The organism is Furfurilactobacillus milii (assembly GCF_021654115.1).
GTDB lineage: Bacteria > Bacillota > Bacilli > Lactobacillales > Lactobacillaceae > Furfurilactobacillus > Furfurilactobacillus milii.
This window is the reverse complement of the sequence record NZ_JAIWJF010000001.1, coordinates 489,839-506,188: the sequence shown is the minus strand read 5'-3', so window position 1 is coordinate 506,188 and position 16,350 is coordinate 489,839. Positions and strand designations below refer to the sequence as shown.

Annotated in this window: 12 protein-coding genes; 6 read left to right on the top strand and 6 right to left on the bottom strand. The window is 38.8% G+C overall.

Features of this window, described 5'->3' with window-relative positions; translation table 11 throughout:
- Positions 1–3: 3 nt before the first annotated feature.
- Positions 4–1,098 (bottom strand): ABC transporter substrate-binding protein, encoded by a 1,095-nt coding sequence (locus LDK34_RS02135; RefSeq protein WP_236941394.1) that lies wholly within the window; start codon positions 1,096–1,098, stop codon positions 4–6.
- A 290-nt stretch (positions 1,099–1,388) separates the two neighbouring features.
- On the opposite strand from LDK34_RS02135, the gene LDK34_RS02130 reads away from it, so the two are divergent.
- The 3 genes from LDK34_RS02130 to LDK34_RS02120 are packed head-to-tail and all read left to right on the top strand — an operon-like array spanning position 1,389 to position 3,095.
- A complete protein-coding gene (locus LDK34_RS02130; protein ID WP_236941393.1) occupies positions 1,389–2,462 on the top strand; it encodes a hypothetical protein in 1,074 nt (357 codons plus the stop codon).
- A gap of 14 nt (positions 2,463–2,476) precedes the next feature.
- A complete protein-coding gene (locus LDK34_RS02125) occupies positions 2,477–2,848 on the top strand; it encodes an ASCH domain-containing protein (protein WP_236941392.1) in 372 nt (123 codons plus the stop codon).
- A gap of 7 nt (positions 2,849–2,855) precedes the next feature.
- The gene (locus LDK34_RS02120) at positions 2,856–3,095 is read left to right on the top strand and encodes a DUF3850 domain-containing protein (RefSeq protein WP_236941391.1); all 240 of its coding nucleotides are present in this window, start codon (positions 2,856–2,858) and stop codon (positions 3,093–3,095) included.
- Positions 3,096–3,455: 360 nt separating this feature from the next.
- On the opposite strand, the gene LDK34_RS02115 is transcribed toward LDK34_RS02120, so the two are convergent.
- Positions 3,456–6,599, bottom strand: coding sequence for a type I restriction endonuclease subunit R (locus LDK34_RS02115; protein WP_236941390.1), 3,144 nt, complete (start codon positions 6,597–6,599; stop codon positions 3,456–3,458).
- Positions 6,600–6,640: 41 nt separating this feature from the next.
- On the opposite strand from LDK34_RS02115, the gene LDK34_RS02110 reads away from it, so the two are divergent.
- Together LDK34_RS02110 and LDK34_RS02105 are read left to right on the top strand one after the other, a co-directional pair.
- Positions 6,641–7,822 carry a restriction endonuclease subunit S gene (locus LDK34_RS02110; protein WP_236941389.1) on the top strand — a complete coding sequence of 394 codons (1,182 nt, stop codon included), beginning with the start codon at positions 6,641–6,643 and terminating at the stop codon, positions 7,820–7,822.
- 66 nt (positions 7,823–7,888) lie between these two features.
- Positions 7,889–8,815 (top strand): site-specific integrase, encoded by a 927-nt coding sequence (locus LDK34_RS02105; RefSeq protein ID WP_236941388.1) that lies wholly within the window; start codon positions 7,889–7,891, stop codon positions 8,813–8,815.
- Positions 8,816–8,862: 47 nt separating this feature from the next.
- Here the strand turns inward: LDK34_RS02105 and LDK34_RS02100 are convergent, their stop codons facing one another.
- The 4 genes from LDK34_RS02100 to LDK34_RS02085 all read right to left on the bottom strand — a co-directional run bounded on the left by LDK34_RS02100 (position 8,863) and on the right by LDK34_RS02085 (position 13,242).
- The gene (locus LDK34_RS02100; RefSeq protein ID WP_236941387.1) at positions 8,863–10,074 is read right to left on the bottom strand and encodes a restriction endonuclease subunit S; all 1,212 of its coding nucleotides are present in this window, start codon (positions 10,072–10,074) and stop codon (positions 8,863–8,865) included.
- The gene (locus tag LDK34_RS02095; RefSeq protein WP_236941386.1) at positions 10,071–11,657 is read right to left on the bottom strand and encodes a type I restriction-modification system subunit M; all 1,587 of its coding nucleotides are present in this window, start codon (positions 11,655–11,657) and stop codon (positions 10,071–10,073) included. The genes LDK34_RS02100 and LDK34_RS02095 overlap by 4 nt, the downstream gene beginning before the upstream one ends.
- A 204-nt stretch (positions 11,658–11,861) precedes the next feature.
- The gene (locus LDK34_RS02090) at positions 11,862–12,203 is read right to left on the bottom strand and encodes a hypothetical protein (RefSeq protein WP_236941385.1); all 342 of its coding nucleotides are present in this window, start codon (positions 12,201–12,203) and stop codon (positions 11,862–11,864) included.
- 100 nt (positions 12,204–12,303) lie between these two features.
- Entirely contained in the window at positions 12,304–13,242 is a 939-nt protein-coding gene (locus tag LDK34_RS02085) for a restriction endonuclease (RefSeq protein WP_236941384.1), read from the bottom strand.
- A gap of 431 nt (positions 13,243–13,673) precedes the next feature.
- On the opposite strand from LDK34_RS02085, the gene LDK34_RS02080 reads away from it, so the two are divergent.
- Positions 13,674–16,346 carry a hypothetical protein gene (locus tag LDK34_RS02080; protein WP_236941383.1) on the top strand — a complete coding sequence of 891 codons (2,673 nt, stop codon included), beginning with the start codon at positions 13,674–13,676 and terminating at the stop codon, positions 16,344–16,346.
- Positions 16,347–16,350: the final 4 nt, after the last annotated feature.

Here is a 16,350-nt window from a genome sequence, read left to right as displayed (position 1 = left end):
GACCTACTTCTTGCCCATGACGTCTGACTGCCACATCTGCGCAAGTTGGACCGTGGTCGTGTTCCACTTGTCGTTGTTCTTCACGTGATAAACGTTCTTGTAGTCACTATCCGGCAACAGTTGACTCTTTACGCTGTCGGGCAGTTTGACGTCTGAGCGAATTGGCCGAGCAAACCCTTTCGCCAAGTTGATTTGGCCCTGGTCAGAGAGGATGAAACTCCGCGCTAGTTTGGCCGCTGCTGGATGCGCCGCCTTCTTGTTCAGGACTTCCGCATAACCACTCGCGACCGTGCCGTCCGTTGGAATGCTGATCTTAAACCGGTCTTTGTCGCCGCCAATCAGTTTGCGATAGTTCAACGCATTGAAATCCCAAACGACAGCAACCTGTTGCTCACCTTTTTTAAAGTTATCAATTGATGTATCGACCGTTGATAGACGGTCCTTCTTATGTAAATCAGCAAAGAAGTCGATGCCGGGTTTAACGTCCGTTTCGCTACCACCTTTAGCGTGAGCGGCTGCCAATACGGCATACTGCGCCTGCGCTTCCGTAGCCACATCACCGACAGAGACCTTGTAATTACCCTTCGCTAAATCAGCCCACGACTTCGGCGCGTCTGCAGCCTTCACGTTCTTAGTATCCGTGATAAACGCGATTGTGCCAGTGTAACCAGCGGCCCAGTATCCCTTCTTGTCCTTTGCCCATGTCGGAATCTTGTCCCAGTACTGACTCTTATATGGCATCAGCAGGTTCTTCTTAGTAGCAGTTGGCCCCACATTGATCCCAATATCACCAATATCGGAAGCCTTCTTGCCTTGCACATTCTTAAAGTTCTGCAACTCCTGCGCACTCGACATGTCCGTATCCTTATGTGACACACCGTACTTCGCCTTAATGTCGTTCCATGAACCAATCCAGTTGGCCCACGTATCCGGCATCCCTACCGATTTCACGGTGCCTTCCTTCTTGGCTGTCTTCACCACCGTCGACCATTTATCAGACGTCGCGGCCCCCGCATTATTCGACGAACACCCCGCTAACGCCACTCCTAATAAACTCAGCGTCACCGCCGCTACACCCAAACGTTTACCTAGTTTCATCCAATTGCTCCTCTCTTTCTCTGCCTTACAAGGATAAGGTTAGCAAACGGATGTAACGATTCAGGATGGGGGAATGTAAAGGTTGGGTATGGATTGGGTAAAAATAAATACCTGTTACAACGTATTTAAGTGTGCACCCTTCTAAAAAAAATTCATTTCCAGTCCAAACAAAATTTTTGATTGATTAATCGAATGTGTGTTCGTATAATTTACTTGTAATGTTAAACAATATAATATTTGCATAAGGTAAAATTATGTTGATTTAACAAATTTATTCAGAGGTGATAGCAGTGAGTACTATATTTGAATCAGCCAAATTCAGTGACATCGATATTAACGATTCTTTCTTTGACTCTCTAAAAAAAGATTACCCCGGTTTTGAAAAATGGTTTGCAAGAAAGAGTGTAGCAAACACGCCTGTTAACGTACTAAAGTCTAATGGAAGAATAAATGCCTTTCTCTATTTAAAATATGATGAATCAGAAAGCATTCCTTTGACCGACAAAATTTTAGATCCACAACCACGAATTAAAATAGGCACACTTAAAATTTCTGCTCAAGGAATTCGATTGGGCGAGGGTGCAATAGGAATTGCTTTGTGGCGCTGGTTTGAATCATCTGAAAATCAGATTTATGTAACTGTCTTTCCAAAGCATAAAACCTTAATCACACTTTTTGAAAAGTTTGGTTTTTCTATAATCGGTAAAAAATCAGACACTGGGGAATACGTGATGTTACGAGACAAAAGAAATCTTGATTTTAGTGATCCGTATAAACCTTTTCCATATATAAATCCCCAATTTACTCAAGGCGGTTTGTTGGTGGTAAATGAAGATTTTCACGATAAACTATTTCCTTACTCTGAGTTAAAAAACACCAAACAATATGAAAATGAAATTCTCACAGATGTTGCTGGTAATGGCATTACAAAAATGTATATCTCAGGGGGCTACGAAGATAGCTATCAGGAAAATGAACCTGTTTTAATTTATAGAAAATCCTTAGCAGCTACAGGTAGAGGATATAAATCCGTAATCACTTCCGTCGCTACGATTGTCAAAAAAACAGTCGTCAAACAAAACAATGAAACTATTCTATCCATCGATGAAGTAAAAAAAATGCTTGGAAATAAGACGATACTGAATGACGCAGAGTTAAAACAATATTTTGCCAAATCAACTGTCACAATCTATCAGTTGGTCTATAATTACTATTTTGGAGCTGGAAATAATGTTAACTGGAGAACTCTTAAAGATTCGGGCTTTTGGAAGGACAGATATCCTTCAACCTTTGTTTACTCGAATTCAGAATTCAGTACATTTATTAAAGCATTGCATGGTAGTGTTGCAAATATACTGCCCTAAGGGAGGTTTTTAATATGCGAGTATTAATGTCAATTAAACCCAAATTTGTAAAAGAGATAATCTCTGGTAACAAAAAGTTCGAATTTAGAAAAGCAATTTTTAAAAGAGATGATGTAGAATCAATTCTTGTATATGCATCTAGTCCTATTAGTAAAGTCATTGGAGAATTCTCAGTCAAATCTATTATCAGCGATACCCCTGAACAAGTCTGGACTGTCACTAAAGAAGGATCAGGAATTTCCAAATTATTTTTTGATGACTATTTTTCTGGGAAATCTACTGCCCACGCTATACCAATAGAAAACTTTATTGAATATTCTTCTCCTGAAAATTTGGAATCTTTCAATGTAAGGTATGCACCACAATCTTTTTGTTATGTGAGGTAAGCATTTTATGACAACACATTCTTTAAAAATATTGCCGCAATATTTTTCTGCAGTTTTATCTGGAGATAAGACATTTGAAATAAGAAACAATGATAGGAATTTTCAAGTCGGAGATTTTGTATTACTAAAGGAATTTGACATAAATGAAAACCACTATACTGGTAAGAGCGTAAAGGTACAGATAAAATACCTAACAGACTATAAACAAAATTATGGGTATGTAGTTTTTTCTTTTAAGATAGTTTGAAAATATTTAAGCGATATCCTCTTGTCATTTCGTAGTACGACTCCTAAAGAAACGGCTGCTCGCGTAAGATCTCTTTCAGAGCATAGCAAATAATAGTATGGCCTATTTGACAAAGAATAATCAATGCCGAATGAACTGCGCTATTATTCTAATTTTTTGTCATCAGTCATGAAACAATATATAAATTATCAATGTCAGCGAAGAAATGTAGGAAATCTACATTTTACCGACAACCACGCGTACGCTTCATAGTCGGTCAATTATCGAATGCTTATAATATAATAACAATAAAAGCAGCTAGTATTCAGAAATGCACTCTGAATACTAGCTGCTTTTGATTCTGTTGGTTTTAGTCATTCTTTATCGCAATTCTTCACGATACGGAAGAATTATATTATCCAGCAACGCCTGCCAAGCAACTTTCATTTGTGCGCGTGCCCTGAATAAGCTCGCTCCTGGATGTTCAATCTGATACTGATTAACATCCATGCTTCGATTCAGATCTGATAAGCCGGGAACATCTTTAGCACCACCGTAATATTGAATTACTGAGCTATGCAATTCTGAGTTTGGAATACACCATTTCCTGGAAAATTTATCAATGGCAAGATCTGCCGCACCATCAAAGTAACGTCGCTTAATCACAAACACATCATCTTCCGGACTAATTTGTCCGCTATCAATATCATTCAAAATCTGTCGATAAACATTCCGCACATTCTCTGGCTTGTTCATCTTTTTAAGCGCTTCTTCAATCTGGTTACGAGTGTCCTTGTTGTTTGCTGCATAAATCCCCAGCAAACGATCAATGAACGCAGAGTCAATGTTGTAATTATTAACCGCGTTATCATCATAGAAGTTGATATCCGCAACCTCAGCTGGGACATCTGGCCCTTCATTGACGATCGATCCTTTGATAGTATTGTATACGCCAGCCTCTTCTTCTATAAGATTCGGAAGCAATGTTGACTGATCGGCTTCTTCCAATTCTTTATTGTATTCATCATAGGTAACCAATGCAGCATATGACTTCGCCATTGCCTGGTAGTCTTTCGTATATTCCAAACGCTTTTCAATATCTGAATGCTCATCGATTTCAGGGTTTGTCTGACAAAACAGTGAGAACGCGGCATACGCGCGCATATGCTTAACCTTTGCTGTTTGATAATCGTCATAAATCAATCCTGATTCTTCTTTGCTCTCCGAATACAAGCGTGTCGCTGCCTCAACATTCGCAGCCATGGTTGCCGGACGACGGAACGTCACAATCAAACCCTTAGACTTACCTGGAAAAGTTCGATTCGTACGTGAGAAAGCCTGAATCAGCTGAGCATACTCTAACATCCGATCAACAAACAAAGTCTGCACTTGTGGCGCATCAAAACCAGTTAAAAGGCGATCAACCACAATAACAAGGTCCACTTGTTTTCCTGGCTCTCTGAATATCGCTTGCTTCCGTGATAGACGATTATTAATGTCACCATTGTAGCGTTGAATCGTATCTAAGCCCCAACTAGTATGGTAATAGGCATTGTAATCATCAAGAATAGCTTTCATTTCATCTTGCTTAACTGTAGCTGAGTCGGGATTTTCGTCCATTGAATAGGTGATTGCAATTCGAGGGAAATCCGGATCTTCGATTTCACGGCCGGTATGCAACGGATGGTCAGAAAATGTCTTCGCCATCCAATCAGCATCACGCGTCATATCTTTAATTGCTTTATAATATCGCTTTGCCATGGAAATTGAGCTAGTTGTGAGAATTGCGGATTTCTGTGGGCGGCCATTTGCAAAATCAAATTTAACATAGGCATTATTTGGAGTTAGGATTTTCCGTATTACTTTCTGAATATGCTCATCACTTTCATACACCGAATTATCAATATATTTCTCACGTTCAATTTGTGAAAGTGTATCGACTTTTTTAGACAATTGCTCGTCAGAAAGTGCTAGGTACTTTGGCATACCGTGCATTTGCTGGAAAATATGATTCGTTAGTGAATCCTGATCAATGGTATCCTCATGCTCTACCTGAAAACCAAGCACCGAGGCGTCGTCCAACGCATTCTTAATCGTGTAGGTGTGTAGTCGTTCACCATATTGGTCATGTGTGGTCCGTGCCAGTGTACCCTGAGCTTCACGTTTGTTTTCTTCGAAGATTGGCGTACCTGTAAAACCAAACCACGTTGAATTCGGGAAAAATTGTTTAATATCTTCCATGTTCTCTGGGCTCAACGCACGATGACACTCATCCACAATAAATACGATGTGCGACCCTAATAACTTTTGATAGCGATGTGTTCCCTTTTCCTCATCTTGCCTCTTTGCTTTTTTTAAGGCCGCATCAAGCTTTTGACGTGTCGTAATAATAATCGCATTTGAGTTGGCATCTGAAAGTAAAGTCCTAGCAAGTTCTCTAGAACTACCAGTTCCCACAACCAAGGCATTTTTACGCGCATTTCCAGTCGAGAGACCCGTATTAAATTCCGAAGCAAATCGTGTGAATTCATCATTTGTCTGATCATCCAAGTCCTTACGATCAATCATCATAATAGTACGATCAATCCCTGGTTTACGGGCAAGTAACTTAGTTGTCACAAAGGCTGTAAGCGTCTTACCTGATCCTGTAGCATGCCAAACATAGCCAGATTTGTGATGACTTGCCGCTTCATACAAGGCACGAATTGCATGAATTTGATAAGGATGGAGCACCATCAAAGACTTTGTGGATTGATCTTCGCTCACTATGGTGTAATCAGCGATTAACCGATGCGCATCTGGGATGTTTAGAACCTGCCGCGCAAATTCATAAAGGTTATCGACCTTGATGCCATCTTTAGTACGCCAGCTAAATAAATACTTACGATCCATATTCTTCGGTTGTGCGTTGGCAAAATAGCGGGTTGTTTGCTCGTTAGAAATCACGAATAGTTGAAGTGTTGAAAAGATGTTACCGGAAAACATTCCCTCTTCGCTATACTTCACGATTTGATTGAATGCTTGATAGATACCATCTTTAGCTAGTACTTGTTTAAGCTCAATTTGTACGATTGGCAGACCGTTAATCAAAAGTGTGACATCAAAACGCCGATCATGTGCTGCTTCATCATTGCCCGCCTTGGCGATCTGATGCACGACTTCGTATGATGAACGTCCACCACCAATATCTTGGTTAGAAAATAACATCACGGATAATGAGCCCAGACTCGTGTCATCACGTTCGATGGTGATACGTGCGATTCCATTTTCCCCTTTGAGCCATTTTGCAGCAGCAAACGGTGTCGTTGTCAGGCTAAGTAATTTTTGTTGAATTCGACTAAACTCACTATTAGTCAGCTCATGATCATTTAATTCATCTTGATTGTTTTGTACGATTTTAGCTCGCAAATTTGCCCATAAATCTGTCTCAGTATGTAAATCCGAGCGAAAATTCCACTGATTCTGACCACTACCCAGAATATCTATTAGTTTTTTTTCAACATCCGCCTCTGCATTTAATGCCATGTACTTCGCTCCCTGTGTTAATCTTGTGGGTTCATTATAGCATGGGAAAGTTAGGCAAATTCCAGGCTATTGTAACTTGGGAACAGCGTAAGCTCGGAGAACTAATAACTGAACACAGTGAGCTGGTAACTGGATATCATTTTCCTATTGCTACTTCAGCCAGAACCGGTTTATTTTTTCAAGCAGAGTACTTTGACAAAGGCAGATCTGACATTAATGAAGGAGTAATATTTCATGTTGTTCCTAAAAATTTTGTAACCTACCGTCACATGTCAGATGACTCAATCTTTCATTTCAATAAGAATACATTTGATACGCCAGTTCAAGTGAGCCGAGAGTATCCTGTATTCACAAATAATGATAAAGTGAATCTCGATTTTCTTGTTCAGAATCTGAATTTTTCTGGCAGCTTTCTAAAATTTTCAAAAATGCAAAAGAGGGGTGGCACACGCACTAGACTTTATTATAAGGTTTTACAACAATATAGAATCTCGGTGCCAGAAGTTGATGAGCAAGATGAGATTTCTGGATTTATGAAAAAAATTGATAAAACTATCGCTCTTCATGAGCGTAAGCTTGAACTCATGAAAGTGCTCAAAAAGGCATATCTTCAGCAATTGTTTCCGAAAAATGGCGACAAAACACCACATCTTAGATTTGCTGGATTTAGTGATGATTGGGAGCAGCGTAAGAGTAAAATAGTTTTTAATTCAGTGACTGAAAAGGGACATCCGAATCTTCCTGTCGTTTCAGTTACTCAGGAAAAAGGTATTATCTTTCGTAAAGAAATGGATCGTGATCTTAAGTTCAATAAAAAAAACTTAGGAACGTATAAAGTAATACATCCCAATGATTTTGTTATTAGTCTTCGTTCCTTCCAAGGTGGTTTTGAAGTTTCGAAAATCTTGGGAATCACAAGCCCAGCATATACAGTATTTTCTTTTAAATATCCTAATAATCACTCAATATCTTTCTGGAAATTTTACTTTAAAAAATATAATTTTGTTCAAATGTTAAAAATTGTTACTTATGGAATTAGAGATGGTCGATCAATAAGTTACGCAGACTTTGCTAGCTTATCTCTAACATACCCTTTGAAGAACGAGCAAGAGAAGATTGGCAAAATACTAGAAAAAGTCGCAGTCCTCATCGCTGCCAATGAACACAAGTTAGACATCCTTTACGAATTAAGACGAGCATATTCACAAAAACTTTTTGTATAAAACTAGGAACCTCCTTGATAATAATATATGGCACAAATTTGCCATATATTACGAGGAGGTTCTTTTATGACAAGAACGAAATCAACACAACTGTTCTATCACTACTTCGAGGATTGGATTGAGTTATATAAAGTTAACTCGGTTCGACCCATTACACTGAACAAGTATTACGTCACACTTGCTTGGCTGATTCGCCTTGCGCCAAAATTACGGCTATGTGATCTGACTCGACAGAGTTACCAGCAACTGATAAACGAGTATGCTCAAGATCATGAGCGCCAAAATACGATGGATTTTCATCATCAGTTGAAGAGCTGTATTGTTGATGCCTTTGAAGAAGGTGAAATTAAGCAAAATCCAACAAGAAAGACTGTTATCACGGGGAAAAAGCCAGCGCCTAAAAAAGTGAAGTTTCTTAGTCAATTCGATGTTCAAAAACTGATTCACGTGATGGAACTGGGAACATCACTTAACTGGGATTGGTTTCTTTTGCTAATTTTAAAAACAGGGTTACGCTTTTCAGAGGCATTGGCAATTACACCCGAGTGTTTCGATTTTACTAATCAAACACTATCTGTGAAATATAGTTGGGATTATCGACACACGTATGGTGGTTTTCAGCCAACCAAGAATCCATCATCCGTTCGTCAGATTCAACTTGATTGGCAGATTACGATGCAATTTTCTCAGCTGCTTCACAATCTACCAAATAATCAACCAATATTCGTTCATGGCCGAGTATTCAATGCATCAATCAATCGACATCTAAAAGTGCTTTGCGAGAGTGCTGAGGTTCCCGTATTGAGTGTCCATGGATTAAGGCATACTCATGCGTCACTATTGTTGTTTGCCGGTGTATCAGTAGCAAGCGTCGCTCGACGACTCGGCCATGCGAACATGGCAACCACTCAATCAACGTATCTACACATTATTCAAGAACTAGAGTCTAAAGACGGGGAGCGAATCATGCGCGAAATGTCTCAACTCGTTTAAGTGTTAATAAAAACTGGTCGGCACGTATTTTGTGTCGACCAGTTTGATTATACAAATATTTTTTGCAGGAAAGTACGCTTTAAAAGTATGAGTTGCTCCACCTTGCATTCATTAAGGTCGATAGCCTTATCTAACATCTTAATGAAATTACCAATCTCATGCTGTTCTTTTGGCTCGGATATAGATATTTGTTGACGCATGAAGTCTTTGCTAACCAAATTCGTCATCATCGTTGATTTTTGGGTGGATTTTCGCAAAATGTTGCGCATTACCTCTTCATCATGAATGTAATATTTCCAAAAATCCAAATCAATATTATTAGTCGGTCGAAATACATCAAAAACGTGCGACACCAAACCAGTTCCAAGTGTATTTTCAACAAAACGACCAAATGCAAAGTTCTTACTGCGATTTCCTTCGAAAGCAATATCACCAATACGTATTACATTATAGCTGCGCATGTACTTATTTGTTGAATTTTGCGGTACTTTCCCCCACTTCATTTGGGCTACCGAGATTACGCGATTTTTAGAGATTGTCAAATCGTTCTTCTCAGTAACTTTGTTGTATAATGTTTTGAACTTACGCTGCTCCCAATCATCACTAAATCCAGCAAATCTAAGATGTGGTGTTTTGTCGCCATTTTTCGGAAACAATTGCTGAAGATATGCCTTTTTGAGCACTTTCATGAGTTCAAGCTTACGCTCATGAAGAGCGATAATTTTCTCGAATTGAATAAGGAGTCTTGCAATCTGACGCTGTTCAGATATTGCTGGTACGTATTCAGAAGTATTGGACAATATTTCTAAGTTCAAGTTTGCCTGAGAGCCTGTAGGTGCTGTTCGCTTTAGTCCATCGCTTAATTCATCTAGTAAAAATTTAGCAAATTCCACTGAACTTGTTTCAGAGGTGAATCCAATTACACTGTCTGGAAATGCAGCATCGATAGCCAGTATAGCTGAATCAGCAACGTTTGCGGCGATTGTTATTACTAAAGTACCCTTATTCCATAGTTTACTTTGTGCTAATCCAAAGTCATTGAGAGTTTGAGTGAAATTATGTAAATAAAGTCCACTTGAGGATACATCCCCTGTCTGAATAAATGGATAATCTCCACCAAATAGTTTTGGGTCATTTCGAGGACGATGTTTTGATTTTCCTCTACGCAAAGTACCTAATTCTCCAAGCTTACGCTGTTCCCAATCTCCATCAAAGCCTTTAAACCGCAATTCTGGTACTCTTTTTTTCGGCGTTTTCATTTTAGCGCCTCCTTGGTTGCTTCAATCAACGCACGACTAGATTCATCTTGAACATCAAGCTCATCAAGCATCGCAAGGAGCTCTGAGGCATTTTCTGCCAACTGCTTATTAATATCAATAAGCTCAGTTTGAGCTTTAGCGGCATCAACAGGTGGTTCTTCTTCAAAAGTATCAACATAGCGAGGAATGTTCATATTGAACTCATTTTCCTCAAGTTCGCTGAATGGCGCGACATGAGCAAATTTGTCAATGTCCTTGCGATCCTTATACGCCTTGAAAATCTTGTTGATGTTTTCTTCAGTTAGCCGATTCTGATTCTTGGCCTTCTCGAAGTCTTTACTGGCATCAATAAATAAAACATCGCGCCTGGCTCGATTCTTCTTTAGAATGATAACAGTTGTTGGAATTGGTGTGCCAAAAAACAAATTCGCCGGCATCCCAATCACTGCATAAATGCTACCATCACGCAATAGCTTCTCACGAATCGTACCTTCTGCCGCACCACGGAATAACACTCCATGCGGCAAGACGATTGCCATCGTACCAGAATCCTTTAAATGATAGAAGCCATGCAAAAGAAAGGCAAAATCTGCTTTACCCTTAGGAGCTAATCGACCGTAATTATTGAAACGGGGATCATCTAAAAATGTTTTGTCCGATGACCATTTGGCTGAATATGGCGGGTTCATTAAAACAGCGTCAAATGTATAAGGTTCATCGGTTGGCCAATCCTTGTTCAGAGTGTCCCCGTTACGCAGGTGCATTTCATCGAGGTCAACACCGTGCAGAATCAAATTCATCCGTGCCAAATTATACGTTGTTGTATTTAATTCCTGTCCGTGATACTGCACGTGATCGGGATCCTTCAAATTGTCGCGAACGTTCAGCATCAAACTTCCTGATCCCATCGTCGGGTCATAAACTGAAAAACTTGGTCGATCGGTCTGCCCCAAAGTAGCAATCTTCGCCATCATTCTCGAAACCATGTGTGGCGTATAATATTCACCGGCTTTTTGACCAGCTTCAGAAGCAAATTCACCAATCAGGTATTCGTAAGCATCCCCAATGACATCACCCTCGTGACCAAGAACATCAATTACATCGAGTTTCTTAATAACTTCACTAATTGAGATATTGCGTTGCTGATCATCAGCACCGAGTCGCTTAGATGTTAAGTCAATATCATCAAATAGGCCATTAAACTGATCATAATGTGTAGTCAGGTTAATAAAAGCTTTATTGAGTGTTGCCAGTTGAAAAGTATTTTGCTTAGCCGTGTCAACCATGACGTTGAAGAGATAGTCAGGTTGAATCGAGTAGCCAAGTGAATCCTCCAGTCCAGCAACCACGTACTTACCATCCGAACTAGCTAGCAACGTTCGATAATATTTGGTTTGCTTTTCCGGCGTGTTATATTTATCGAGTGACTGACCATCAAGAATAATCACGTTCTCAAGCTGCCTGTCAGAAAGGTACTTATAGAAAATCAATCCAAGCAAATAATCTTTGTATGAATTTGCAGCCATCTTGCCTCGTAAATGATCGGCTGCACTAAATAGCTGTTGATTTAAATTGTCACTCATCTTATTCTCCTTCGATTTACAAGCTTACGCTCATCCTAAGCTACAGTATATCAGTTGCGATGATGTTGTAACCAAGGTTCGCATCTGAAAATAATTAAGTATTGACCATCCTATAAAGAAATTAATGAATTTGTTTTTGAAATTCCCGAAAAAAAGACCATTCCCCTTTAAGGTAATAGTCTTACCAATTCCATATATTAATCCTTAAACTCTTTTGTAAATTCTAACTCCTTGCCTGCTTTTTTCTTTCTGATACTGAAAAACCCCAAGAAATTTAGGACCATCGATAAAATTTCCCCACACTAAGCGCATTTCTTCATCTGAAATTTTCAGTTCAGCTTTCGAATCAAGTAAAGCTTCAGTGTTTGTTTCTTGAATCTCCTCTAATTTTGGATCCCACTCGTTTAGCCATTTACCATGTTGTTGCCCATCGAGCCATGGCATCCAGAGTTTGTACTTAGAATTGGGTAAGTCGGCATAGACATCACGTGTTGGATTGGTTAAACCAGTTCCAAATATTTGAGCAACTTCTTCAAATAATCTCATTAGTGACATACTTCCTTTTTCAATGTTTAATGTGTACAGAGCAAGCCTCATATTGCATTTTGTGTAAACGGTTCAACGCTCTATCTTTAGATTGCTGTTTCTATTCAAAGTAGAAAGAACCCAATTCATACGTTTCAACTCTTTTTAAAAAGAGTTGATATCGTTCAACTAAATCGACAATATCCTCTATATCTAATAAGGTAATTGGCGTACTCTTCGACGGATCCTTGGCTTCTCTCTTAGCAGCATCTGTAAAGTAATTAGTGGCAAGTAAAATGCCGTACTCAGTTCCATTCTGAATTGCACCACGAAAGTCGCGAACAGCATTATCTCCTACCTGATGATTGTAACGTTTAGATTGAATTGCAACCCTAATAGTTCTGAAATCCTCATTCTTAAAGTATGCATATCCATCTATTCCACCATCACGGGATTTTTGAATACCGAGACTATCATCTATTTCAGCTCCCATCTCCTTAATTAAACGTCGACTAAATTTTTCAAACTGGTATGGATCCATGATACCTAACTGTGCTTTTAGCTGATCTTTCCAAGTCTCTGTTTCATCAGGCAATTCAGTGGTTGAATCATTACTTTCTTTTAACTCTTTCTTTTCAACTTTTTGGATAGATTCCTTGTTTTTCTTCTTCTCGACCTGAATTTCATCCAGTAAAGGTTGTGAAATTAGACGGACCCTTTCTCCATTCAGTTTGCTGACATCCGTTTTCAGGCCTTTGTCTGTCAATACATATGGTTTCATACGTTCATCGATCAAGTATCCAGCCAGTGCTAAATGTCGCGCGGCCCAAGAGATAGTAAACGTAAACGGAATATAAGTTCCACCCCGCTTCGGCGCAGGCCTTTCATACCATAAAACATCATCATGGATTCGTGTGTCGAACTTAGGAAGTTGGTTACGTGCTTCTTTTTTATCTAGCTTTCCACCCGCATCTTGAAGTGCTGCAATTAACGCCTTCATAACAATGTTTTCTCTGGCTATATTGTTTGTATAGCCTGGAACCTTAAAATCACTTTTCATTAAGTTTATTGCCTTCCTGTATGGAATTTAATTGCTTATATTACCTTGATTGATTATTACTTAAGGCACAGTGCAGGTGACATTTGTGCAAGTTCAATACTTTCTTTTTATGAAGTATACTATATTTGTATAATGTCTTTATCAAACTAATCTAATTAAAAGCCAACAAAAAGAAAGGAAGAATAGTATATGAGCACTCACTCACTCACTCACTCACTCACTCACTCACTCACTCACTCACTCACTCACTCACTCACTCACTCACTCACTCACTCACTCACTCACTCACTCACTCACTCACTCACTCACTCACGTTGATTATGTAAGGCAACGTCTCTTTGTCAAGAACTTTTTTAAGAACTCGCTAACTATTTTTGTTGACGGGTCCTTTTCTTTTTCCTCAAACAAATCACTGATAGAAGGTGTTTTGTTTGGCTAAGTATGAATACTCATCAATTGGAAATGTTCAGTGGAAACGCGTATCAAAAAAACGTCAAGAAACATTTTTAAGAGACATACACCACGGTGAAAATTTAAAAGGTCAAGAAGCAGTAGTAGAAGCATCTTGGTTCTCCCTATTAAACGATACTTTCTATTCAGTAAATAAAGGGTATGCAACACCTATGTCAAAGGTCTTAGGTACAGATGGTCTCTTGATTGTCCGAGATATAACAGTCGCCCTATCTTTAATTACAGAATTTAAGGACGATGTTGCGCTGGAAAAAAGAAATTATCAAGAACGTATCTTAGCTCAAGTACTCTTTTACATGAAACATATAAGTATGCACATCGAAAACGGAAACGACAAGGGACTCGAATTGCCAAATGTTGTTTTGGCGGCCGATGCGAATCAAATTTTTGTCATTAACGCACGTGTCCTTTATCCATACCTTGATATGCCAGATATTGACTGGTCGATGAATGCACGTAAGGCTTACGACGAACAGATACCACAAGTCGTTTTCGATAAATTACGTATAGATGCCAATATAAACCCGTATGTTTATGACATAAGATCTAGAGACTTTAACCTAAATGACATTATGGGCCTAGTTTCAGACTTAGCATCTACTGAAAATGCAACCCAATTAAGTAAAATACCAGTGAATCAAGCTAACATTCGCGGCGCTTATGATGAATTTCTTAGATTAGTGACTCAAAATAGAACAAAGGTTAAGACAAATCAAGAATTAGTAGGTATGTTCATTAACGCTCTAACCAATCATGAAAATGTGATTTTAAAAAACAATACTGTCACAATGCTCAACGATGATGGTACCTATATAAAATACACTGTAAATGGTAGAAATTGGTATGCATTTTTTAGTCGGTTTGATACTAATTATTCCGCTGATGAAGTAAAAGACATAACCGAAGTTGGTGATATCCTTCTTGAAGAAACCAATCGCCGTTTCAGCGGTGAGTACTGGACTCCAACTGTCTGGGTAAATGAAGCGGTAAAAGAAATATCTAGCGAACTCGGACATGATTGGCGGGAAAAATACTATGTCTGGGATGCCGCAGCGGGATCGAAAAACTTAACTCGAGACTTTAAATTCAAACATTTATTTTCATCAACGCTATTTGACAATGAACTGGCAATGGGACGTATGTACAATCGTGAAAATATTGCCTTCCAGTATGATTTTTTAAATGATGATATATCCTTAAGCAAAAAGAACATTAAGAAAGCTAAACTATTTGATCGGGCTCCAGAACTTGTCAATGCGCTACTGAGCAATAAGCCAATAGTTTTATTTATGAATCCACCATATGCCACCGCTGGTGATGCTCGCATGGACAGTGAACACAAGAAGGCCGGCGTAGCAACCAAAAGTGTGGTCCATGAATATATGAAAAATGATAAAATCGGCCACGCATCTGAAAACCTCTACTGTCAGTTTTTCTATAGGGCACTGTTGTTAAAAAAAGCCTTCAAGTTATCGAATTTAGTTATTGCATATTTTTCTAATTCACAATACATGACTGGAGGATCTTACTTTAAAGCATTCGACGAAGCATTGTTTACGCATTTCGACTTCAAAAGTGGATTTTTATTAAATGCTGGAGAATTCTCAGATACAGCGGCCAATTGGGGTATTAGTTTTACAATTTTACGCAGCATACATGAACGTTCGACGGATCGGATTCCAAATCAATATACACTTGCCATCAAGGAGGACACTACCGTACAGGGAATAACCAGATCAGGCAAACACACAATAAAAAGCTTGCCTAAATCCGATTTTCTATCCGAGTGGGTACGCGGCGTGTCATTAAAAAGTCTGAAGTATCAAGATAAAGGTACCTATCCTACATTTTCCAGTGCCTTTAAAGTAAAACCAAACAGCAGTATTACTCCTCCAAAATACCCTATTCATGCTTTGGGATACGCATGGAACAAAGCCAATAACGTTGAAAAAGCCGCAACTGAAACTGCACTTTTCAGCGATTGCTACCATGACGGTCATGGCTTCGCTATTGTTCCTGAAAATTTTGAAAGAGTTATGATTAACTTCGCCATACGGAAATCAACATCTCACAGTTGGATTAATAACAAAGATAATTACCATTCTCCATCGGAGCTATTCCTGAATAATGCCAACTACAACATGATGCTAACAGAAATGGTTATATTCGGATTATTTAATAAGTACAGTTATCAAGTATCTCTCAGTAACATTGAGTACAAAGAAAAATCTTACAATATAAATAATGAGTTCTTTTGGCTAAGTAAACATTCAATGTCTGCGTTAGCAAGCAAAAGTCATTTTTCGGACATGGGCTTTTCTATTGAAGACGATTGTGAGCGTTTTGTCTATAAATGGCTAGAAAAGCACCAAGGTGATATTTCTCCTGCGGCTAAATTGGTTCTAAGTTACGCTGAAAAAATCGTAGAGGACACCTTCAAATATCGTCAAGAATTAAACGATGATTATCCTGAATTTTGCTTCATGAACTGGGATGCTGGTTGGGAACAAATTAGACGTTTAATGACCAATGGTAAGAAGTCACAATATCTCTCTAATTTTAAAACCGCTTACGATGAATTGGCAAAAATAATTAATGGTTACATTTATCAATTTGGTTTTCTTGACGAATAACCTC

Bases quoted from the DNA above. Each gene is read 5' to 3' on its own strand.
- LDK34_RS02120 (WP_236941391.1), top strand. From the start codon at position 2,856: ATGACAACACATTCTTTAAAAATATTGCCGCAATATTTTTCTGCAGTT.
- LDK34_RS02135 (WP_236941394.1), bottom strand. From the start codon at position 1,098: ATGAAACTAGGTAAACGTTTGGGTGTAGCGGCGGTGACGCTGAGTTTA.
- LDK34_RS02110 (WP_236941389.1), top strand. From the start codon at position 6,641: ATGGGAAAGTTAGGCAAATTCCAGGCTATTGTAACTTGGGAACAGCGT.
- LDK34_RS02090 (WP_236941385.1), bottom strand. From the start codon at position 12,203: ATGAGATTATTTGAAGAAGTTGCTCAAATATTTGGAACTGGTTTAACC.
- LDK34_RS02085 (WP_236941384.1), bottom strand. From the start codon at position 13,242: ATGAAAAGTGATTTTAAGGTTCCAGGCTATACAAACAATATAGCCAGA.
- LDK34_RS02115 (WP_236941390.1), bottom strand. From the start codon at position 6,599: ATGGCATTAAATGCAGAGGCGGATGTTGAAAAAAAACTAATAGATATT.
- LDK34_RS02100 (WP_236941387.1), bottom strand. From the start codon at position 10,074: ATGAAAACGCCGAAAAAAAGAGTACCAGAATTGCGGTTTAAAGGCTTT.
- LDK34_RS02125 (WP_236941392.1), top strand. From the start codon at position 2,477: ATGCGAGTATTAATGTCAATTAAACCCAAATTTGTAAAAGAGATAATC.
- LDK34_RS02095 (WP_236941386.1), bottom strand. From the start codon at position 11,657: ATGAGTGACAATTTAAATCAACAGCTATTTAGTGCAGCCGATCATTTA.
- LDK34_RS02105 (WP_236941388.1), top strand. From the start codon at position 7,889: ATGACAAGAACGAAATCAACACAACTGTTCTATCACTACTTCGAGGAT.